Source organism: Thalassovita sp. (assembly GCF_963691685.1).
Classification (GTDB): domain Bacteria; phylum Pseudomonadota; class Alphaproteobacteria; order Rhodobacterales; family Rhodobacteraceae; genus Thalassobius.
Map to the genome: position 1 here is coordinate 68805 of NZ_OY829290.1, position 21137 is coordinate 89941.

Genomic DNA, 21137 nt, shown 5'->3' on the forward strand with positions numbered 1-21137 from the left:
GGGGCGAAAACCCCCCAGTTTCATCGTTTTAAAAATACTCTCCCGCCGAAGGCGTCCGTCAGAGGCCCCGGGCGGTATGGGCGGGGGTGTTACGCCCGCTCAAATCCACGCGCCAATTCCCAGTCGGTGACGGCGTTGTCAAACTCTTCCTGCTCCACCTCAGCGGCGCGGGTGTAGTGGTTCACCACCCAATCACCCAAGGCGGCGCGCAGCATGGTCGAATTGCGCAGGGTTTCGGTCGCCTCCCGCAGGGTGTGCGGCACATCGGTGACGCCTTCCATCTCATAGACGTCGCCCTGCAGCGGTGCGGCCAGTTCCAGCCCTTCTTCCACACCGGCCAGACCGGCGGCGATCAGCGCGGCCATCGCCAGATAGGGGTTCAGGTCAGACCCGCCAATGCGGCATTCGATCCGCACGGCCTTGGTGCCTTCGCCACACAGGCGGAAGGCGGCGGTGCGGTTGTCGACGGACCAAACGGCCTTGGTCGGGGCAAAGCTGCCTTTCTGGAAACGTTTGTAGCTGTTGACGTAAGGCGCCAGGAAATAGGTCAGGTCGCTGGCGTATTTGATCTGGCCCGCCACATAGGATCGCATCAGGTCGGACATGCCATGCGGCTTGTACGCATCAAAGAAGACGTTCTGCCCGTCTTTCCACATCGACTGATGCACATGGCTGGAGGAGCCCACGCGGTCCGGGCGCCATTTCGGGATGAAGCTGGCGGCATGGCCCTGCTGCCAGGCGATTTCCTTGGTGGCGTGCTTGGCGATCGTGTGGTGATCGGCGGTCAGCATCGCTTCGGCGTATTTGATGTTCAGCTCTTCCTGACCAGCCTCGGCTTCGCCTTTGGTGTTTTCCACCGGGATGCCCGCCGCATAGAGGTGATTGCGCAGCGGGCGCATCACATGTTCTTCTTTGGTGGTCTGGAAGATGTGGTAATCTTCGTTATAGCCCGAGATCGGAGTCATATCGCGGTAGCCCGAGGCGGCGATTTCTTTCAGCGACTTCTCAAACAGGAAAAACTCCAGCTCGGTCGCGGTGACCGGGCTCAGCCCCATCGCCTCGGCGCGGGCCACCTGTTTTTTCAGGATGGCGCGGGGCGAATGTTCGACGTCTTTGTGATGGTGGTGATCCAGCACATCGCAGAGCACCAGCGCGGTGCCTTCCAGCCAGGGCACCGGACGGATGGTGCCAAGGTCGGGTTTCATGATGTAATCGCCATAACCTTCCTGCCAGGAGGTCGAGGCATAGCCATCCGGCGTGCCCATCTCCAGATCGGTTGCCAGCAGGTAGTTACAGCAGTGGGTTTCCTCATAGGCGCTGTCGACAAAATGGTGGCCGACGAAGCGTTTGCCCATCAGGCGGCCCTGCATATCGACAATACAGGCCAGTACCGTGTCGATGCTGCCGTCTGCCACGGCTGTTTTCAGCTCTTCAAAAGTCATCATGCCGGGCATTCCTCATCCCTTGGTCGGTCTTGCGATCTGGTGGTGTGTCTCTTGGGCGATGAGCCCTGGCAACACCCGGGGCCACATCTGATGTCTTGGACACGCCCCGATCAGAATCGGGGCGCTTTTGCTCAGCTTAGCCGTAACGGTAGGGACGGCCAGCTTTCTGCATGTCGGCGTTGTACTTCTTGATGATTTCAACAACGCGGGCTTTGGTCGGGCTTTCGGCCGCAACTTCGTCCCAGAATTTGAAGGCCGCTTCTTCAACCTGTGCCCATTCGGCGTCAGGGATCGAGGTGAGCTCCATTTTCGGGCCGTTGACGCGCAGGTCGGCTTCGCCACCCCAGTACCACCACTGACGATAGTAGTGCGACTGGTCACAGCAAACGCGGAACAGGGTCTGCAGATCTTCCGGCAGGCCTTCCCAGCTGCCCTGGTTGGCAAAGAACGAACCTGCCCAGGCGCCCGAGATGTTGTTGGTCAGGAAGTAGTTGGTCACATCGGCCCAGCCTACGGTGTAGTCTTCGGTGATGCCCGACCATGCGATGCCGTCCAGTTCACCGGTTTGAACCGCAACTTCGATGTCTTCCCACGGCAGGGTCACAGGAACCACGCCGAACTGGCTCAGGAAGCGGCCAGCGGTCGGGAAGGTGAAGACGCGCTTGCCTTTAAGGTCGGCGAGCGAGCGGATCGGATCTTTGGTGGCGAAGTGGCAGGGATCCCATGCGCCAGCCGAGATGTGCTTCACGCCAACTTTGGAATACTCTTCGTCCCAGATCTCGTTCAGGCCGTATTTGTTGAACAGCACCGGCACGTCCAGCGAGTAGCGCGAGGCGAAGGGGAAGTAGCCGCCAAATACGGTCACTTCGGTGGGCGACGCCATCGAGTCATCGTCGGACTGAACAGCGTCGATGGTGCCGCGCTGCATGGCCTGGAACAGCTCACCGGTGGGGACCAGCTGGTCAGCATAGAACAGTTCGATCTGCATGCGGTCGCCTGCGATCTGGTTGAACATGTCGATCGCGGGTTTCACCACGTGCTCGGCCAGGGCCGGGCCCGCATAGGTCTGCATCCGCCATTTGATGGTGCCGGAAGCCAGCGCCGGGGTGGCCAGCGCCGCCGGGGCCGCTGCGGCACCGGCAAGGAACTTACGTCTGGTAGTCATGTCATACTCTCCTAGTGGTTCAGTTTGTTGTGGGTTTTCCCCAGTTTGTTGAACGCTCCATTAACTGGAGTTCTGTCATTTTCCGTAAACGTATTCCGGCAGCCACAATGCGATCTGTGGGAAGGCCATAATCAACGTAAGTGCGCAGACCATGATCATCACAAATGGCAGGATCGAGCCGTAGATGTCTTTCAGTGAGATTTCCGGCGGCGCCATCGCGCGCATCAGGAACAGGTTGTAGCCGAAGGGCGGCGTCATATAGGCGATCTGTGTGGTCACAGTGTAGAGAACGCCGTACCAGATCAGATCAAAGCCCAGCACCTTAACCAGCGGCACATAAAGCGGCGCAACGATCACCAGCATTGCCGTGTCATCCAGGAAGGTGCCCATGATTATGAAGCTCAGCTGCATCAGGATCAGGATCACCCATGGGTCCAGGCCCAGCTGTTCGGTGAACAGGTCTTTGATCGCGTTCACCGCGCCCAGGCCATCAAACACCGCGCCAAAGCCAAGGGCGGCCAGAATGATCCACATGAACATGCAGGAAATCGCCAGTGTCTGACGCACCGAGGTTTCAAACACCTCACGGGTCATGCGGCCTTTGACCACTGCCGCCAGGAAGGCGGTCATCGCGCCGATTGCCGAACTTTCCACCAGTGAGGTCCAGCCGTTCACAAAGGGCACCATCATCGCGGCAAAGATCACCAAGGGCAGCAGACCTGCACCCAAGAGGCGGATCTTTTCGGCGCGCGGCACGTTACGCTCTTCTTCGCTCAGCGTCGGGCCAAGCGCCGGGTTCAGTTTGCAGCGGACGTAGATGTAGATGATGAACATGGTCGCCATCAGCAGACCCGGCACCACGCCGGCCAGCCACAGCTGCCCCACCGGCTGGCGCGCGATCATCGCGTAAAGCACCAGCACAACGGAGGGCGGCACAAGGATACCAAGGCTGGATCCGGCCTGAATCACCCCGGTGACCATACGTTTGTCATAGCCCCGCCGCAGCAGTTCCGGCAGCGCGATGGTGGCGCCAATGGCCATGCCCGCCACGCTGAGGCCGTTCATCGCCGACACCAGCACCATCAACCCGATGGTGCCAATGGCCAGACCACCGGAAACCGGGCCCATCCAGATGTGGAACATCTTATAAAGGTCGTCGGCGATCTTGGATTCCGACAGCACGTAGCCCATGAAGATGAACATCGGCAGGGTCAGCAGCGGATACCATTTCATCAGCTTCATCGCGGCCGAAAACGGAATGGCTGAGCCACCGTCGCCCCACAGCAGCATCGCTGCCAGCGCTGCCACGCCGCCAATCGCGCCAAAGACACGCTGGCCGGTAAACAGCATCACCATCATGGTGGCGAACATGAAGATTGCGATCATTTCGTAGGACATGCGATCAGATCTCCTGTCCGCGAATGCGGGCGATGTCTTTGAAGAATTCAGATAGGGCCTGCAGCAGCATCAACAGGATGCCCAGCATCATGATGAACTTGATCGGCCAGAGGATCGGGCGCCAGGCTGTGGGGCTGCGTTCCAGATAGCCCAGAACCTCACCCGCAGCTGTTGGGCCGCCAGTGACGAAGGCCACAACCAATTCCCACATGAAGGCGAAAGGCGTGCCTTTGAAATGGCCCAGCGAATAGGCAAAGGAATCAACCGCACCGTAAAGCAGAACCCCAAGGTAGAAGGCCAGAACCACCACAGTGATGGCGTCAAACTGGGCTTTCTTGCGGTCAGACCAGGTGTGATAGAACAGGTCCATCCGCACGTTTGATCCCATCTGGATCGAATAGGGCCCACCAAGGATGTAGTAAGACACCATGGCAAACTGCGCCATTTCCAGCGTCCAGAGCGATGGCAGGAAGAAGGTCTTGGAGATCGAGGACCACATCAGGATCCCCACCATGACAAAGATGCCGTACATCACGATCCGGCCCAGCCGATAGTTGATGGCATCCACCCAGCGGACGTAGCCGCGAATTAGCCCTGGCATGACGCGCCTCCTTCAGTTGGCAGACCACGACTTGGCAGACCGCAGGCCGCAATGGCCTCAGCGATCCATGCGGTCATCATCTTGGCCATGGCGGCCTGTTCGTCTGGGGTGCGGATCAGATCATTGCGGATCTCGATCATCACGTTTTGCATATCCCGCGTCAGCGCATGTGTTTTCAGCGTATGGGTCACGCCGTTTTCCGGCCCATAGGGATCATTGCGGCGCACCACCATATCGGTGTGTTTGGCAGCGCAGGCCAGCATCGCGTCGGCAAAGCGGCTGTCACTGTCATGCAGCACGCCGATCTCAACCTCACGCGGCTTGCCGTTATAGGTGGCGGTGAAACTGTGCATGGTCACCATCAGCTGCGGGTCCTGCTGGTCCAGCAGCACCTCCATCGCGGCGTTGAAGGGATCATGGAACCGGCTGACACGTTCGGCGCGCTCAGCCTCGGTCAGGTTCTGGTTGCCGGGGATGTCGAACACCTCACTGCGGGCGGGCATGGCGTCCGGCGCTTCGGGTGGGCGGTTGCAGTCAAACAACAGACGCGAGGCGCCACCGGCGATCAGCGACGCGCCCAGATCTTCGGCCAGCTGTTCTGCGATCGGCAGGGCACCGGGATCCCAGGCGACATGGCTTTGGCGCACGGCCTCGTCCAGGCCCAGCCCGTCAAACTCTGCCGGCATGGCGTTGGAGGCATGTTCACACACAACCAAAATAGCCGCGGCCTCAGCGGGCAGCGTGACCTTCACGGCCTCATTGTCAAAGATCGGATTGCGATCCGCCATATCCAGAAGTGTCCCCCACGCGCGACGCCCACGTCAGAGCGCGGGCTGTTTCTGAAATAAATTCTTCAGATTGAGTTGACCTGTCAATGAAAATTCTGAAAAATTTTCTTCAAACGAGTGTCGGTTGTTTATATCGTAATCAAAATTGTGCGTGATCCAGGGGGGAAACCTGTGACTGATCAACCCGAAACCATTGCCGAGCGTCTGCAAAACGCCTTTGACAGCCTGACACGGGCGGAACGTCAATTGGCGGATTCGCTGTTGCAGAACTATCCGGTCTCGGGGCTGGCTTCGATCACGCAGGTGGCCAAAGCGGCAGAGGTTTCTACGCCAACCGTGGTCAGAATGGTGCAAAAACTGGGGTTTTCGGGCTTTCCCGACTTTCAGAACGCCCTGCGCCGCGAATTGGAAGCGCAAATCTCGGACCCGATCACCAAACATGACACCTGGGTCGAAAGCGCCCCGGACGCCCATATCCTGAACCGGTTCACCGATGCGGTGATGGGCAACATCCGGCAGACGCTGACGCAGATCGATCCCGAACAGTTTGACCGCGCCTGCGCGATGCTGGCTGAAACAAATCATTCAGTTCTGGTGGTTGGCGGCCGGATCACCCGGGCGCTGGCCGACTATTTCTTCATGCATATGCAGGTGGCGCGCCCTGGGGTGACCCATATTCAATCGATGTCAAACGCCTGGGTGCATTACCTGTTGGACATCAAACCGGGTGATGTCGTGGTGATCTTTGACGTGCGCCGCTATGAGAACTCGACGCTGCGACTGGCAAAAATGGCCAAGGAAAAAGGCGCGCGAATCGTATTGTTCACCGACCAGTGGCGCAGCCCGGTGCATGAGTTTGCCGATTGCACCTTCTGTGGCCGCATCGCCGTGCCCTCGGCCTGGGACAGTAACACCGCACTGATGTTGATCCTCGAAGCCATGATTGCCGAGGTTCAGGAACACACCTGGGATTTGACCCGTCAGCGCATGGAAGAGCTGGAAGGCATGTTTGATCGCACCCGGTTTTTCCGCAAGTTTACCTGAAACGGATTAGCGCTTCAGCGCCCGCTGGAAGGCATCGCGCGACCGCATGGTTTTGGCGTAATCAACCAGCCGCTGATCCGGTGCCGGGAACCGCGCGACATGGGCCCAGTTCAGGCAGTGGGTTAACACGATGTCAGAAATTGTCATTTTGTCACCCATCACAAACGGCCCTTCCAGCCGGTCGGCCAGCCGTGCGGCGTTGCGCAGGTATTCCTGTTTCAGGCTGTCCTTGACCGCCGGCACCCGCATCTCCTCGGGCAGGATGAAGCTGTGGCGCGCCGCCATCCACAACACCGCATCCAATTCATCCAGGATCTGGTGCAGCAGGGCATCCTGTTTGGCCCGTTCAATCGTGCCAGCGGGGTAGGTCAGCGCATCGTGCTTGTCCGCCAGAAAGGTCAGGATCGCGCTGGAATCGGTCAGGTAGTCCTCCCCCACTTTCAGCGCCGGGATCTTGCCCAGTGGGTTGGCGGTTTTGACCTCAGGGGAATGGGGTTTGGCATCCAGCACCTCAAAATCGAGGCCCATTTCTTCCAGCGCCCAAATCACCCGAAACCCACGGCTTTTGACGCCACCGATCACTTGATACATCGCTTGTCCTCCCGAAATTTGCCCGAAACTGGCCGGTAAATTCTGCGTGGAAAGAGACCGTGATTGCCGCGCCAAAGCCAGCGTGACCCTACGTCGCGCGGCTGACCTCAGCGTCGGGCCAGCATTGCCAGACGAATCAATGCGCGTTCCACCAGCGCCATTGCAGGGGCATTTTGCCCGGCAGACCGCAGTTGCAGATCGGTGTCCATCAGCATGGTCAGCGCCGCCTCCAGCTTCATCGGACCCCAGGCGCGGGCCTGTTTCTGGGTCCGCTCCTTCTGTTTGAAGGATCCGGGGATGAAGATACGGCCCCCGTCATTGGCGACGATGTTGAACAGGGTGCGGAAATGACGGGTGGTGCCGATGCAAAGGGACACCGCGTTGACGCCCTGTGCTTTCAGCTTTTCCAGAATGGGGCCGATCTGATCCGATCTGCCCTCCGCCACGACATTCAAAATATCGTCCAGCGCGGCCTCAATCGTGGCTGGCGCGCAGGCGGCCACGTCTTCGGATTGCACCGGGGTAGGGTCGCCCATCTTATAAAGCGCCAGCTTCTCCATCGTCTGGCGGAAATCGCCGGGCGACAGATCTTTGCCCAGGTCCATCAGATCGGTCATCGCGGATGTGTCGACGTCCTGGATCCCGGAACGCTTCAGCTCAACCTCAATATCTTCGCGGCTGGGCGGATCGTCATATAGCCCAACGGCATAGGCGTTTGGGTGTGCCTCAAACAGTTTGCGCAGTTTGGAGGTGGGTTTCAGCGCGCCGCCGGTAACAATCACCTGCGCATCACCTTCGGCCCAGTCGACCATGGCGTTGGTTATGGCCGTCGCCGCGGTGTCATTGGCGTCTTCGACAAAGACCACCCGCGGGCCGGGAAAGAAGCTGACCTCCTTGATCGCATCCAGCAGCTGCGCGGGATCTTTGCGCAGGCTGGCGGCGGGAATGCGGGTCAGGCGCATTTCCTCCTCACCGTTTGGTCCGATGAGGGCGGCGATCACCTCTTGCCGTTTCAGCGCGGCCCGCATGGCATCTGCCGAATAAATCAACAGCCCGGCGCGGTGGCTTTCGGGCTGGCGGAAGTATTTATTGGCGTCGCGCGGGGCAAGTTTCATGGCGTCAGAGGCCCAGATCGGCCGTGTTCAGCAGCAACTGCGCCACAATCTGATCCGCCAGAATCACGCTCAGGCGCGCCCGGGCGTCACGTTCCGAGGAAATTGTGGCCGCGGTGGTGCCGGTGGTGGAATAGCCGGTGAACTGCCGCGCTGATCCGGTGAACAGCGTGGCCTCGGTATCAGCATCCTTCAGCTGATACTTCACCTCACCGATCAGATTGAACCGGGCGGTGGTGTTGCTTTCCAGAACGGCCATCCGCTGTTGGCTGACTTCTAGCTGATAATCCAGCAGGTAGCGCGCGGTAGTGGCACGGCCCAGACGGCTTTCGAGTTGCTGAACCAGCAATTGTTCATCGCGGGTTGTCGGGTCAGTGGCAAAGACCGCCCCCTGCAACTGCGCCCCAGCGCCCCCCGGCGCATAGACCGGGGTGAAACCGCAGCCCGTCAGGGCTACGGCTGAGATCAAAGCAAGGAAGTTTCTGCGTTTAGACAACCACATTCACGATACGCCCCGGCACCACAATCAGCTTCTTCGGTTGGCCCCCATCGAGGGCTTTGACCACAGCTTCGTGTGCCAGCACGAGGTTTTCAACCTCTTCCTTGGGCATGTCTTTGGCCACGCTGATTTCCGCCCGGCGTTTGCCGTTGATCTGGATCGGCATGGTGACGGTGTCATCCACCAGCATTTTTTCGTCCGCCACCGGCCATTCAGCGGAGGCGATCAGCCCTTCGCCCGCCAGAATCTGCCAGCATTCTTCGGACAGGTGCGGGGTCATCGGTGACATCAGCTGTGCCAGTACCTTGGCCGCCTGACGTTTCGCTGCTGCACCTGCGTTGGATTTCGACAGGGTGTTGGTGAAACCATAAAGCTTGGCGATGGAGGCGTTGAAGCCGAAGCTGTCCACGCCGCCGGTCACCTCATGGATGGCCTTGTGCATGGCGCGCAGCAGGGCCTCATCCTCTTTGGCGTTGTCCGCTGCATCGGAGGCGGCGATTTCGCTGCAGATCCGGTAAACACGGCTCAGGTGCTTATGCGCGGCCTCAGCGCCCGAGGCGGTCCATTCCACATCACGTTCGGGCGGGCTGTCGGACAGCACAAACCAACGGGCGGTATCAGCACCGTATTGTTTGATGATCTCCACCGGGTCGACAACGTTGTTTTTCGACTTCGACATCTTGGCCGAGGGCACGATAGTCACCTCAGTGCCGTCTTTCAGGAAGCCTTTGCCGTCTCGCAGGTCCACCTCTTCGGGGTAGTGATAGACCGGACGGCCATCCGCACCTTCGGTTTTGTAGATCGCGTGGGTCACCATGCCTTGGGTGAACAGCGCGTTGAACGGCTCTTTAGACTTCTCCGGCAGGTGGCCGCAGATGTTCATCGCGCGGGCAAAGAAACGCGAGTAGAGCAGGTGCAGAATCGCATGTTCAATGCCGCCGATATACTGGTCGACGTTCATCCAGTAGTTGGCATCCGCCAGATCGGTCGGGGTGTCGGCGCGCGGCGCGGTGAAACGGGCGAAATACCACGAGCTGTCCACGAATGTGTCCATCGTGTCGGTTTCGCGCTGCGCTGGCTTGCCACATTTCGGGCAGGTGCAATCGCGCCAGGTCGGGTGGCGGTCCAGCGGGTTGCCGGGGATGTTGAAGCTGACGTCTTCGGGCAGTTCGACCGGCAGGTTTTCTTTCTTCTCGGGCACCACGCCGCAGTCATCACAATGGACAACCGGGATCGGGCAGCCCCAGTAGCGCTGGCGGCTGAGGCCCCAGTCGCGCAGGCGGAATTTGGTCACGCCATTGCCGATGCCTTTGCCTTCGCAATAGTCCACCGCGGCGTTGACCGCTTCTTCACCGGTTTGCAGTTCCTCACCAGAGAAGCCTTTGATGTAGCGCACCTTTTCGGCCTTGGTGGGCACATAGGCTTTGCCTGCTTCGGCCTCGCCCTCAACCGGGGTAAAGACCGGAATGATCGGCAGGTCGTATTTGGTAGCAAATTCGTAGTCGCGTTCATCATGGCCCGGGCAGGCGAAGATCGCGCCGGTGCCGTAGTCCATCAGGATGAAGTTGGCGATGTAGACCGGCAGTTCCCAAGTCTCATCGAAGGGGTGCTTGCATTTGAGGCCAGTGTCAAAGCCCAGCTTGTCGGCCTTTTCGATCGCCTCAGCCGTGGTGCCGCCTTTGCGCGCCTCAGCGCAGAAGGCCGCCACATCTTCACGCTCGGCTTCCAGCTGTTTGGCCAGCGGATGATCGGGTGAGATGCCCACAAAGGACGCACCCATCAGCGTGTCGGGGCGGGTGGTGTAAACCTCAATCGGGTCACCACCATCGGTGCGTTCAAAGCCGAACTGCAGACCGCGCGATTTGCCGATCCAGTTTTCCTGCATCAGGCGGACCTTGGCGGGCCAATCCTCCAGATCGCCCAGCGAGTCGAGCAACTCTTCTGAGTAGTCGGAGATCTTGAAGAACCACTGGGTCAGCTCACGGCGTTCCACCTCGGCGCCGGAACGCCAGCCCTTGCCGTCAATCACCTGTTCGTTGGCCAGAACGGTCATGTCGACCGGATCCCAGTTCACCACCGCGTTCTTGCGGTAGACCAGACCCTTTTCGATAAAGTCGATGAACATCGATTGCTGCTGGCCGTAGTATTCCGGATCACAGGTGGCGAACATGCGCGACCAGTCCAGACCAAAGCCCAGCGGTTTCATCTGGTTCACCATCGTGTCGATGTTGTCATAGGTCCAGGTCTTGGGATGACCGCCCGAAGCCATCGCGGCGTTTTCTGCCGGCATGCCAAAGGCGTCAAAACCCATCGGGTGCAGCACGTTATGACCGGTGGCGATTTTATACCGCGCGATCACGTCGCCCATGGTGTAGTTGCGCACGTGGCCGATGTGAATGCGCCCCGACGGGTAGGGGAACATTTCCAGCACGTAGTATTTCGGCTTGTCGTCGCTGCGGACGGCCTTGAAGATTTCGGCCTTGTCCCAGGCCTCTTGCCACTTGCCTTCGATTTCGGCTGCGGAGTAGCGGGTCATGTCGGACGGACCTTTCCTGGCATGTTTAATCTCTTGTCGCAGGGGTGATAGGCGGCTGGCGCGCATTGGTCCAGTGCCTCTGCGCAAAAATGACCGGCTATGCGCTTGCCAAACACGCGCTATAAGAGAAGCAGCAGTGATACAGGCAATTCCATGAAGATCCTCTTTATCCACCAGAATTTTCCTGGCCAGTACAAACATCTGGCGCCGGCCCTGGCGGCGGCGGGCCATCAATGTGTGGCGCTGACGCTTCGGGTGAAAGAACCGGCAACCTGGAATGGTGTGCGGGTGCTGCCCTATCAGATCAAGCGGCAGCAGGGGCAGGGGATCCACCCGTGGGTCACGGACTTTGACACCAAGGTGATCCGAGCCGAGGCCTGTTTTCACGCCGCCATGCATCTGCGCGACAGTGGGTTTACCCCCGACATCATCGTGGGCCATCACGGTTGGGGCGAAACCATGTTCCTGCGCGATGTCTGGCCCAAGGCGCGGATCGGCCTTTATTGTGAGCTGTATCATTTGGCCAATGAGGAACATCTTGGCTTTGATCCAGAGTTTCAGAGTGACAGCACTACGCTGGATGCGCTGCGTATCCGCATGAAGAACCTCAACAATCTGGTGCACTTGCAGGTGGCCGATGCCGGCATCAGCCCAACGCAGTTTCAGGCCGGCACCTTCCCACCGGAATGGCGCCAGAAGATTGAGGTGATTCACGATGGGATCGACACCGATTTGGTAACTGCCAACCCGGAGGTGCGATTCGCCTTGCCTAATGGATCAGAGGTGACGCGGCGCGATGAGGTGATCACCTTTGTGAATCGCAACCTGGAACCTTATCGCGGCTACCACATCTTTATGCGGGCGCTGCCAAGGCTGTTGCGGGAACGTCCCAACGCGAAGGTGCTGATCGTTGGTGGTGATGACGTCAGCTATGGTGCGCGTCCGCCGAAAGGGCAGACCTGGAAACAGATCTTCATCGATGAGGTGCGCGGCCAGATCCCAACACCCAACTGGGAGCGAGTGCATTTCCTGGGCAAGATTCCCTACGATCAGTTCATCAAGCTGCTGCAGGTCAGCCGGGTGCACCTCTATCTGACCTATCCCTTTGTGCTCAGCTGGTCGCTGTTTGAAGCGATGAGTGCGGAGGCGGCAATTGTCGCCAGCGACACCGGCCCGCTGAAAGAAGCGATTCGGGATGGCGAAAACGGCATGCTGGTTGATTTCTTCGATGGCGATGGGTTGGTGGAAAAATGCTGCGCCCTGCTGGAGGACGCCGAGATGCGCCGCAACTTTGGTCAGGCGGCGCGCAAACATATCGTGCAGAATTACGATCTGCGCAGCCAGTGTCTGCCGCGGCAAATGCAATGGGTAGACCACCTGGCAGGTCTGGAGCCGCAACCGATTCGGGACTGAGCGGGTTCGGTAAATATCTACCGCAAAAGAAAAAGGCGCCCTGAGGCGCCTTTGAATTCCGATGGGCTTGCCGGTTTACAGGCGCCCGTCCTGAATGCGCAGCTGACGCGCGCGGGATAGGATCGCATCTTCGATCGCACGCTGCGTGCTGGCCGAAACCGCACGCCCGTTCTTACCTTGCAGTGCCACGATCAATGAGCGTGCTTCCAGCGCAGGGTCTTTGACATAAACGGTGGCGCGGTAGGCACGGTTGCCGCCGGGTGGTGTGCCGTAGCCCATGACGATCACGCCGGTGAACGGATCCACCGATTCGACGGGCATGAAGTTCAGCACCTCTAAGGAGGCATTCCAGATAAAGCGGTTTACCGAAACCTTAACGTCCGGGTCCTGATCGCGGAAAATGTCCCAGATGGTCTCACGACGTTCTTCTTCGGTTTGTGCCTGCGCTTCGGGTGTCAGTGCTTCTGGCTGAACAACGCTGCAGGCGCTGACCGCCAAAAGGGCGGCGCCAGCAAATACAAGTTTGAAACGGTTGATAAAGGTCATTCTTCGGCCCTGAATTCGGTTTCCCAACCGTCCTAGCGAAGGGATTCTTAAGGAGCAAGGCTTTAGTGTATATACGCTGTGTGCAGCCGCGTGATCGGCAGGCCATCGCCACCCGCCGGGTGCAGGTGTGGCAAAGCTGCACCATCCGGGATGCACAATCCAATCAATCGGTTCAGGCGGCTTGCAAACCGACCCCGAAAAGAGCGAGACAGACGCCATACCCAAGCGGATCACCCGTTTTGGGGCGCTTGATTGGAAAACCGAGGGAAAAAATCATGAAAAAGATTCTCTTCGCATCGACCGCGCTGGTAGCCACCGCCGGTGTTGCAGCAGCTGAAATCAGCTTCGGCGGTTCGGCTAACTTTGGTGTAATGTACAATGGTTCCGAAACCATTGTTAAAAACGAACTGGATTTCGACGTAAAAGGTTCGGGTGAAACCGACGGCGGCCTGAAGTTCGGCGCATCGTTCGACCTGGACACTTCGTACAACGACTCGAACGGCGCTCAGGGCACCGGCATTGCTGACGACAGCAACGGTGACTCCTCCGGTCTGGGTGAAGGCGGCATCGGCGATCCTGAAGTTTACATCGAAATGGGCGGCCTGAAGCTGACCGTTGGTAACATCGGTGAAGCTCAGGACGTTGGCGGCATCTCCGACATCGGTTTCGACGGTCTGGGTGTTGACGATGTTGTTGACGCACTGCGTGAAAACGGTTCGGACGACATCCGTATCGATTACTCGTTCGGCGACATCGCCGTTGCAGCATCGGTTGACTCGGCAACCAACCAGTGGGCCGTTTCGGCTGCTGGCTCGTTCGGCGACATCTCCGCTTCGGCTGGCTTCCGTGACAACGACGGCACCGAAGACTGGAACGTAACTCTGGGTTACTCGGCTGGCGCATTTGGCGTAACCGCCACCTACGCAGAAGCTGGCAACGTTGACGGTTTCGGCCTGGACGCTTCCTACTCGCAGGGCGACCTGACCGTAACCGCAGCTTACGCCGAGCGCGGCGCAGCTGACGCATACGGCATCGGCGCTTCCTACTCGCTGGGTGGTGGCGCAGCCATCGCCGGTGGTGTTGCTGAAGTTGGCGGCGAGACCGTTGCTGACCTGGGCATGACCTTCTCGTTCTAATTCAGAACGCTTAGGACTACCTAAGAGAGGGGCAGGCGTTTCGCCTGTCCCTTTTCTTTTGCGCTATCCCCGGCCGTTTCGGTGCGGGGTTTTCTTTTGTCTTAGTGCACTGCCCTTTTGCCCTGTCCTTTTGAGCGATCATGGTGTTTTGTCCGCAGCGAAACCCAATCCGTGGAGGTCCATCATGTCGCTTGCTGAAATCACCGCCCGTCTGCGCAAGGCAGAGACTGACGCCGGTCGTGAAGAGGGCAGCACGCAGCTGATTGCGGTCAGCAAGGTGCAGCCGAACGAACGGGTCGAGGCGGTGCTGCAAGAGGGGCATCGGCTGTATGGGGAAAACAAAGTGCAGGAGGCGGCCGGTAAATGGCCGGATTTCCGCGATCAGTTTGACGGCGTGAATGTCCATCTGATCGGCCCGTTGCAGACCAATAAGGCGCGCCAGGCGATGCAGCTGTTTGAGGCGATTCATTCTGTTGATCGGCCAAAGCTGGCCCATACTCTCGCCCGTCTGGCGCAGGAGTTGGGTCACTGCCCGGATCTGTTCATTCAGGTCAACACCGGTGAGGAAGAGCAGAAGGCAGGCATCCTGCCAGCAGACGCAGACGCTTTCATCGCGGAATGTCGTGGGCTGGATCTGCCAGTGCAGGGGCTGATGTGTATCCCGCCGGTGGAGGAGGAGCCTGCGCTGCATTTTGCCCTGCTGGCCAAGATCGCTGCGCGTAACGACCTGACCGGCCTGTCGATGGGGATGAGCAGCGATTTTGAGAAGGCCGTTAGCTTTGGTGCCACCCATGTGCGGGTGGGATCAGCCATTTTTGGCGCGCGGGATTACGGCTAAACGCGCATAGGCGAAGCCCCGCTGTGGGGCTTCTGCCAGTGATTACCCGTTGTTCTCACCCAATTTGGGCGATGGGGCATCCAGCTTCAGCTCTGCGTCTGAAAAGGTGAAAGGCGCACGTACGCCGGGGATCCCGTCCAGTGTCACCTTCATACCGCGGGCCTGCACCTGCGGATCCTCAAACACCTCGGCCATATCGTTGATCGGCCCGGCGGGAATGCCGCGCTCTTCACAGCCGGCCAACAGCTCCGCCTTGGAGCGTTTGCGGGTTTCGCCCATCAACAGATCGATCATCCGGTCCCGGTTTGCGACGCGGTCGGCGTTTTTCAGGAATTCTGGCGCATCGGCCATCCAATCAAGACCCAGCAGACCGCAGAGGCGCTGATACTGGGCGTCATTGCCGGTGGCGATGATGATATGGCCATCGGCGCAGTCAAACACCTGATAGGGTGTCAGATTGGGGTGGTAGTTGCCAGTCCGGCCCGGCGGGGTGCCGGTGGTCAGATAGTTCATCGCCTGATTGGCGGTGACGGAAACCGCAACATCCATCAGGGCCATATCCACATGTTGACCTTTGCCGGTCTGGTGGCGCTGGTGCAGTGCGGCCAAGATGCCGCTGACGGCGTAGACCCCGGTGAAGATATCGGTGACAGCAACGCCAACGCGTTGCGGCTGGCCATCGGGATCGCCAGTGATGGACATCAGGCCGGACATGCCTTGGATGATATAGTCATAGCCGGCGCGGTGGGCATAGGGCCCGGTCTGGCCGAAACCGGTGATCGAACAGTAGATCAGACCGGGGTTCACCGCTTTCAGGCTGTCGTAGTCCAACCCGTATTTTGCCAGGCCGCCAACTTTGAAGTTTTCGATCAGAATATCGGCGTCGCGGACCAGTTCGCGCACCTGTTCCTGCCCCTCAGGGGTGCGGAAATCCACGGTGATCGAGGCTTTGCCCCGGTTGCAGCTGTGGAAATAGGCGGCGGTGGTGTCGTCTTCGCGCTCAATGAAGGGCGGACCCCATTGGCGGGTGTCATCACCTGCGGGGCTTTCGACTTTGATGACCTCGGCGCCGAGGTCGGACAAGGTTTGACCGGCCCAAGGGCCGGCCAGAATGCGGGCGAGCTCTACTACTTTGAGCCCGGCAAGTGGTGCAGTCATTACATTCCCAGTTTTTCGTCAAGGATCGCTTTGAGATCCGTATAACTCATGTTGGAATGCTTCTCACCATCAATAAACAGGGTCGGGGTGCCGGAAACATCATCCGCTTCGATGTTGCCCTGGAACCAGGTGTAGAGCGCCTGGGCGTTTTCAGCGTCTGACATGCAGGCATCCAGTTCCGCCTTGTCGAGACCGGCAACCAGGCCGATTTTGCGCAGGTTCTGGTCGATCTCGGTCAGGTTGCCGCCACCGATCCAGTTTTTCTGATCCGCATAGAGCATATCGGCAATGCCGAAGAACTTGTTTGGTTCACAGCGCGCCATCATGGCAGCCCAAAGGCCGGGGCGGTCAAAATAGACATCACGGTAAATGAATTTCACTTTGCCAGTGTCGACATATTCGGCCTTTACCTTGCCTAGCACGTTGTTGTGGAAGCTGGCGCAATGCGGGCAGGTGAAGGAGGCATATTCCATCAGGGTGACCGGCGCATCGTCCGACCCCATGGTCATTTCCAGAATGCCAGAGGTGTCAGCCCCCTGTGCATTGGCCATGCTGACCAGGCTGGGCAGCTTGTCCTGCCCGGGGAACAGCGACAGCGCGCCTGCGGAAACGGCGGCGGCCCCCATCAGGCCCAATGCATATCTGCGGTTCATCTGCTTACCTCTCTTGCGTGTTCATCTTGGTTAATACGTTTTGCGACAACCGTTCCAGCGCCTGCCGGAGGGAGTCATCGCCCACCCCGGCGGCAAGGCTGCTGGCCTCGGCGCGGATCTCAGGGGTGGGTTGCGGTTTGGGTTTTGCCTTGTGGCCATAGGTGAAATCCGCCTGCCCTTCGGCAAAGCCGATCGGGGCGGTCTGGGTCACCCGGATCCGGGCGATGGCATTGTAGCCATAGACGCCGTTCACCTTCTGGCGCAGCTGTTCTTTCTGCATTTCGACCATCGGTGCCATCGCCCCGGTGGTCAGTACGGTGAGGGTGGCTCCAAAGCCTTGGCGGCCATATTTCACATCCACCGGGCGGGCCATTGCGGCCATGTCTTCGCCAACGATTTCAGGCCAGTGGGTCAACAGCCGTGTCACGGCAAAACCACGCGATTCCCCCGCCTTTCGAATCTGCTGTTGCAACAGCGATCCGGTGCGGGCAAAGCCTTTGGTGGTTGGGCGCCGTTTGGGCATGGTTTCCTTCCTCACTCTTGGCCCTATTCTAAAGGCGCTGTAGGCAGACGCCAGCGAATAGAGAAGATCGGGAAATAAACATTGCGTGACGGGAATTTGAAACAGGTCGGCCCTGCTGAGATCGCCTCGGATCTGCTGGCTTGGTATGATGTACATGCCCGCGCGATGCCCTGGCGTGTGCCACCGGCGGATAAGCTTTCAGGCGTGCGGCCGGATCCCTATCGTGTTTGGCTGTCTGAGGTGATGCTGCAGCAGACCACCGTGGCGGCGGTTAAGGATTATTTCCATCGCTTCACCACGCGCTGGCCTACTGTGTCCGATCTGGCCGCGGCTGAGGATGGCGATGTGATGGGGGAATGGGCTGGCCTTGGCTATTACGCCCGTGCCCGCAACCTGCTGAAATGTGCCCGCGTGGTGGTGGCAGATCATGGCGGCGTCTTTCCGGACACTTTGGCGGGGCTGCTGAAACTGCCCGGCATTGGCCCCTATACGGCGGCAGCCATTGCCTCGATCGCCTATGACCTGCCTGAGGTGGTGGTGGATGGCAATGTTGAACGGGTGATGGCGCGGCTGCACAATGTGCATGACCCTCTGCCCGGATCCAAGCCGCATCTGACCGAATTGGCCGCGGGGCTGACCCCTGGGCAGCGGCCCGGTGACTATGCGCAGGCGGTGATGGATCTGGGGGCAACGATTTGCACCCCGCGTAACCCCGCCTGCGGCATCTGCCCGCTGCGCAGTCCCTGTGTTGCGCGGGTTGAGGGCACGGCGCTGGAGCTGCCAAAGAAAACCCCGAAGAAACCCAAACCCACCCGGCTGGGCATCGCCTATGTCGGCCGGCGCGCGGATGGTGCTTACCTGTTGGAGCGGCGTCCTGATAAGGGGTTGCTGGGTGGGATGCTGGGTTGGCCGGGTGGCCCCTGGTCAGAGGAGGGCGCGGCCGAGGCGCCGCCAATCGCAGCTGACTGGCGACTTTTGGGGGCTGAGGCGCGCCATACCTTCACCCATTTTCACCTGATCCTGCAGGTGCGCATCGCGGATCTGCCGCAGGGCGCCAATCCCGATGTGGGGCAATTCATCGAGCCTGAGACATTTCGCCCGTCAGATTTGCCCACTGTGATGCGAAAGGCATTTGACCTTGCGCGTGGCGCGTTCGACAATACGCTCTGAACGCGCATATCGAATGGACCAAGCCAATGGTTGACCACACTGGCCCTGAGACTGCTTCATCACCAAAACGCCTGAGCCTCATCGGGGCGCTGCCGTTCTGGCTGTCGCTGACCCTGATCCCGGTTGCGCTGGTCAGCGCTGGCTTAGGCGGTTGGTTCACGCTGCTGCTGCCGCTTTGGGCGTGGTGGCTGTTTACCCTGCTGGATGTGTTCACCGGTCTCAATCTGGACAATGCCGATCTGGACACACCGGATGACGCGTTGTTCTGGTATCGGATGATCACCTGGATCTGGTTCCCCATTCAGGCGGTGGTGATCTACGGCATGATCGCCTATGCCACGCGCGCTGATCATCTGGATTTGTTGGAAAAGCTGGTGCTGTTCTTTGGGGTTGGGGTCATCTCCGGCACTGTGGGGATCAACTACAGTCATGAGCTGATGCATCAGAAAAACAAATGGGAGCGCTGGCTGGGCGATCTGTTGTTGTCGACAGTCCTTTATTCGCATTTTCGCTCTGAGCATCTGCTGGTGCACCACCGTCATGTCGGCACCCCGGCGGATGCGGTTACAGCGCGTTACAATGAAGGGTTCCACCGGTTCTTTGTCAGGGTCTTGCCGGAATGTCTGGCCTCCGCCTGGGGGGCGGAGAGGGCAATGCTGGCGCGGCGGGACCTCTCGGTCTGGTCGCGGCGCAACCCGTTCTGGCGCTATGTGGTGCTGCAGGCGCTGGCCCTGGCGCTGGCGCTGGCCATTGGTGGCATCGAAGGATTGGCGCTGTTCCTGGTGCAGGCGTTCAGCGCGGTCTGGCAGTTAGAACTGACCAATTACGTGGAACATTACGGGCTGACCCGCAAACATCTAGGCGACGGCAAATATGAACACGTCAAACCCCGTCACAGCTGGAATGCGGCCCATAAGGCGACCAACTGGCTGCTGATCAACCTGCAGCGCCACAGCGATCACCACTATAAACCCGACCGGCGTTTCCCGTTGCTGCAGAACTACGATGCAGAGGAGGCGCCACAGTTCCCCTATGGTTATCCGGTGATGACCCTGATGGCGATGATCCCGCCCCTGTGGCGGCGGCGGATGAACCCCCGCGTGCGCGCCTGGCGCCGGCAATTCTACCCCGAGATCGAGGATTGGACCGCCTATAAGCTGGGCACCAACCCAATGCCGCGCCGCTGAGCCTGGCGGGCGGCGGCCTCCGGCGGGAGTATTTTCGGAACGATGAAAGGGGCGGGTGCACCGTCTGAACGAAAAAGGCCCCGCCATCGAGGCGGGGCAGTTTGGTGCCGGCTGTCAGGCTACAGGCACCGGCGGTAACTTTACTATTCTGGGATACCGCGAGGGTCGAAAATGTGATCACCGGGTTGCCGATAGCCGGCAACCCAATTGGCTTGTTGGGCCTTAGTTGTTCATTTCCGAGCGGATTTGTTGGCGCAGGATGTCGATCGGCACCTCTTTGCCGTCGCGCTTGATGCACCAGTAGGTCCAGCCGTTGCAGCTGGGCGCGCCTTCCAGCGCGGCGCCGACCTGATGGATCGAGCCTTTGACCTCACCGCCGACGATGGTGCCATCGGCACGCACCTTGGCCTTGTGGCGTTTGTTCAGCGAGTACAGCTCATCGCCCGGGCGCAGGAAGCCGCGTTCAACCAGCTGGCCGAAGGGCACACGCGGCTGGGCGCGTTTGCTGGTGGAGACTTGCAGCGCCTCTTTGTCGAAGCGGCGCACGGCGGCCAGACGTTTGCGGGCCACTTTGCGGTAGGCCTCTTCACGTTCGATGCCGATGTAGTCCCGGCCCAGCATCTTGGCGACCGCGCCGGTGGTGCCGGTGCCAAAGAACGGATCAAGGATCACATCACCGGGGTTGGTGGTGCCGAGGATCACGCGGTGCAGCAGGCTTTCGGGTTTTTGGGTTGGATGGGCTTTTTCGCCGTTCTCATCCTTCAGACGTTCGCCGCCGTTACAGATCGGCAGCACCCAGTCCGAGCGCATCTGGATGCCTTCGTTCAGGGCTTTCAGCGCCTCGTAGTTGAAGGTGTATTTGGCGCCCTCGGCCTTGGAGGCCCAGATCAGCGTTTCATGTGCGTTGGTCAGGCGTTTGCCGCGGAAGTTCGGCATCGGGTTCGATTTGCGCCAGACCACATCGTTGAGGATCCAAAAGCCCTGGTTCTGCAACTCAGCGCCCATGCGGAAGACGTTGTGATAGGAACCAATGACCCAGATCGCGCCATTTGGCTTCAGGATGCGGCGGGCGGCGGCCAGCCAATCCTTGGTAAACTTGTCATAAGCCGCAAAGGAGGAGAACTGATCCCAGTGATCGTCCACCGCATCGACCTTGGAGTTGTCGGGCCGGTGCAGGTCACCTTTGAGCTGCAGGTTATAGGGGGGATCTGCGAAGATCAGATCAACAGACGCCTCAGGCAGACTGTTCATCATTTCGATACAGTCACCTTCAAGAATCGTGTTTAGAGGGAGCGCATCTGCGCCCTTCTTTTTGTGTGTGCTCGTCATTTTCT

Annotated in this window: 20 protein-coding genes; 6 read left to right on the forward strand and 14 right to left on the reverse strand. The window is 59.5% G+C overall.

The annotated features are described in order from the left end of the window. Positions 1–89: 89 nt before the first annotated feature. The 5 genes from ACORLH_RS00275 to ACORLH_RS00295 form a co-directional block, all read right to left on the reverse strand. Positions 90–1454 carry a glutamine synthetase family protein gene (locus ACORLH_RS00275; RefSeq protein WP_321830605.1) on the reverse strand — a complete coding sequence of 455 codons (1365 nt, stop codon included), beginning with the start codon at positions 1452–1454 and terminating at the stop codon, positions 90–92. A gap of 127 nt (positions 1455–1581) precedes the next feature. After that, positions 1582–2610 carry a TRAP transporter substrate-binding protein gene (locus ACORLH_RS00280; RefSeq protein ID WP_058242602.1) on the reverse strand — a complete coding sequence of 343 codons (1029 nt, stop codon included), beginning with the start codon at positions 2608–2610 and terminating at the stop codon, positions 1582–1584. A 75-nt stretch (positions 2611–2685) separates the two neighbouring features. Continuing rightward, positions 2686–4008 carry a TRAP transporter large permease gene (locus tag ACORLH_RS00285; RefSeq protein ID WP_321830606.1) on the reverse strand — a complete coding sequence of 441 codons (1323 nt, stop codon included), beginning with the start codon at positions 4006–4008 and terminating at the stop codon, positions 2686–2688. 4 nt (positions 4009–4012) lie between these two features. Then, positions 4013–4609, reverse strand: coding sequence for a TRAP transporter small permease subunit (locus tag ACORLH_RS00290; RefSeq protein ID WP_321830607.1), 597 nt, complete (start codon positions 4607–4609; stop codon positions 4013–4015). Continuing rightward, complete coding sequence (locus ACORLH_RS00295) at positions 4597–5397, reverse strand: N-formylglutamate amidohydrolase (protein WP_321830608.1); 801 nt, start codon at positions 5395–5397, stop codon at positions 4597–4599. Before ACORLH_RS00295 ends, ACORLH_RS00290 begins: the two co-directional genes overlap by 13 nt. A gap of 171 nt (positions 5398–5568) precedes the next feature. On the opposite strand from ACORLH_RS00295, the gene ACORLH_RS00300 reads away from it, so the two are divergent. Next, on the forward strand, positions 5569–6441 hold the full coding sequence (locus ACORLH_RS00300) for a MurR/RpiR family transcriptional regulator (protein WP_058242606.1): 873 nt from the start codon (positions 5569–5571) through the stop codon (positions 6439–6441). A gap of 6 nt (positions 6442–6447) precedes the next feature. Here ACORLH_RS00300 and ACORLH_RS00305 read toward each other — a convergent pair whose 3' ends face one another. The 4 genes from ACORLH_RS00305 to leuS form a co-directional block, all read right to left on the reverse strand. Next, positions 6448–7032, reverse strand: coding sequence for a glutathione S-transferase family protein (locus ACORLH_RS00305; RefSeq protein WP_321830609.1), 585 nt, complete (start codon positions 7030–7032; stop codon positions 6448–6450). Between the two features lie 107 nt (positions 7033–7139). Further along, complete coding sequence (holA, locus tag ACORLH_RS00310) at positions 7140–8147, reverse strand: DNA polymerase III subunit delta (protein ID WP_321830610.1); 1008 nt, start codon at positions 8145–8147, stop codon at positions 7140–7142. A 4-nt stretch (positions 8148–8151) separates the two neighbouring features. Beyond that, the gene (gene lptE / locus ACORLH_RS00315; RefSeq protein WP_082626184.1) at positions 8152–8646 is read right to left on the reverse strand and encodes an LPS assembly lipoprotein LptE; all 495 of its coding nucleotides are present in this window, start codon (positions 8644–8646) and stop codon (positions 8152–8154) included. After that, positions 8633–11179 carry a leucine--tRNA ligase gene (leuS, locus tag ACORLH_RS00320; RefSeq protein WP_321830611.1) on the reverse strand — a complete coding sequence of 849 codons (2547 nt, stop codon included), beginning with the start codon at positions 11177–11179 and terminating at the stop codon, positions 8633–8635. Before leuS ends, lptE begins: the two co-directional genes overlap by 14 nt. Positions 11180–11332: 153 nt before the next feature. Between leuS and ACORLH_RS00325 the strand changes: the two genes are divergently transcribed. After that, positions 11333–12592 carry a glycosyltransferase family 4 protein gene (locus tag ACORLH_RS00325; protein ID WP_321830612.1) on the forward strand — a complete coding sequence of 420 codons (1260 nt, stop codon included), beginning with the start codon at positions 11333–11335 and terminating at the stop codon, positions 12590–12592. Positions 12593–12667: 75 nt separating this feature from the next. Here ACORLH_RS00325 and ACORLH_RS00330 read toward each other — a convergent pair whose 3' ends face one another. Continuing rightward, positions 12668–13138 carry a DUF3576 domain-containing protein gene (locus ACORLH_RS00330; RefSeq protein WP_321830613.1) on the reverse strand — a complete coding sequence of 157 codons (471 nt, stop codon included), beginning with the start codon at positions 13136–13138 and terminating at the stop codon, positions 12668–12670. 275 nt (positions 13139–13413) lie between these two features. Between ACORLH_RS00330 and ACORLH_RS00335 the strand changes: the two genes are divergently transcribed. Both ACORLH_RS00335 and ACORLH_RS00340 read left to right on the forward strand, forming a co-directional pair. After that, on the forward strand, positions 13414–14274 hold the full coding sequence (locus tag ACORLH_RS00335; protein ID WP_321830614.1) for a porin: 861 nt from the start codon (positions 13414–13416) through the stop codon (positions 14272–14274). Between the two features lie 184 nt (positions 14275–14458). Continuing rightward, positions 14459–15112 carry a YggS family pyridoxal phosphate-dependent enzyme gene (locus tag ACORLH_RS00340; RefSeq protein ID WP_321830615.1) on the forward strand — a complete coding sequence of 218 codons (654 nt, stop codon included), beginning with the start codon at positions 14459–14461 and terminating at the stop codon, positions 15110–15112. 42 nt (positions 15113–15154) lie between these two features. Here ACORLH_RS00340 and ACORLH_RS00345 read toward each other — a convergent pair whose 3' ends face one another. Genes ACORLH_RS00345 through ACORLH_RS00355 form a run of 3 tightly spaced genes read right to left on the reverse strand, consistent with a single transcriptional unit; the run spans position 15155 to position 17446 of the window. Then, positions 15155–16270, reverse strand: coding sequence for a CaiB/BaiF CoA-transferase family protein (locus ACORLH_RS00345; protein WP_321830617.1), 1116 nt, complete (start codon positions 16268–16270; stop codon positions 15155–15157). Further along, entirely contained in the window at positions 16270–16923 is a 654-nt protein-coding gene (locus tag ACORLH_RS00350; RefSeq protein WP_321830618.1) for a DsbA family protein, read from the reverse strand. Before ACORLH_RS00350 ends, ACORLH_RS00345 begins: the two co-directional genes overlap by 1 nt. 4 nt (positions 16924–16927) lie before the next feature. After that, entirely contained in the window at positions 16928–17446 is a 519-nt protein-coding gene (locus ACORLH_RS00355) for a DUF721 domain-containing protein (protein WP_321830619.1), read from the reverse strand. An 81-nt stretch (positions 17447–17527) separates the two neighbouring features. Between ACORLH_RS00355 and mutY the strand changes: the two genes are divergently transcribed. Together mutY and ACORLH_RS00365 are read left to right on the forward strand one after the other, a co-directional pair. Next, on the forward strand, positions 17528–18616 hold the full coding sequence (mutY, locus tag ACORLH_RS00360) for an A/G-specific adenine glycosylase (RefSeq protein WP_321830620.1): 1089 nt from the start codon (positions 17528–17530) through the stop codon (positions 18614–18616). Positions 18617–18642: 26 nt separating this feature from the next. Further along, the gene (locus ACORLH_RS00365; protein ID WP_321830622.1) at positions 18643–19803 is read left to right on the forward strand and encodes an alkane 1-monooxygenase; all 1161 of its coding nucleotides are present in this window, start codon (positions 18643–18645) and stop codon (positions 19801–19803) included. Positions 19804–20025: 222 nt separating this feature from the next. On the opposite strand, the gene ACORLH_RS00370 is transcribed toward ACORLH_RS00365, so the two are convergent. After that, a complete protein-coding gene (locus tag ACORLH_RS00370; RefSeq protein WP_058242620.1) occupies positions 20026–21132 on the reverse strand; it encodes a site-specific DNA-methyltransferase in 1107 nt (368 codons plus the stop codon). Between the last annotated feature and the right edge of the window lie 5 nt (positions 21133–21137).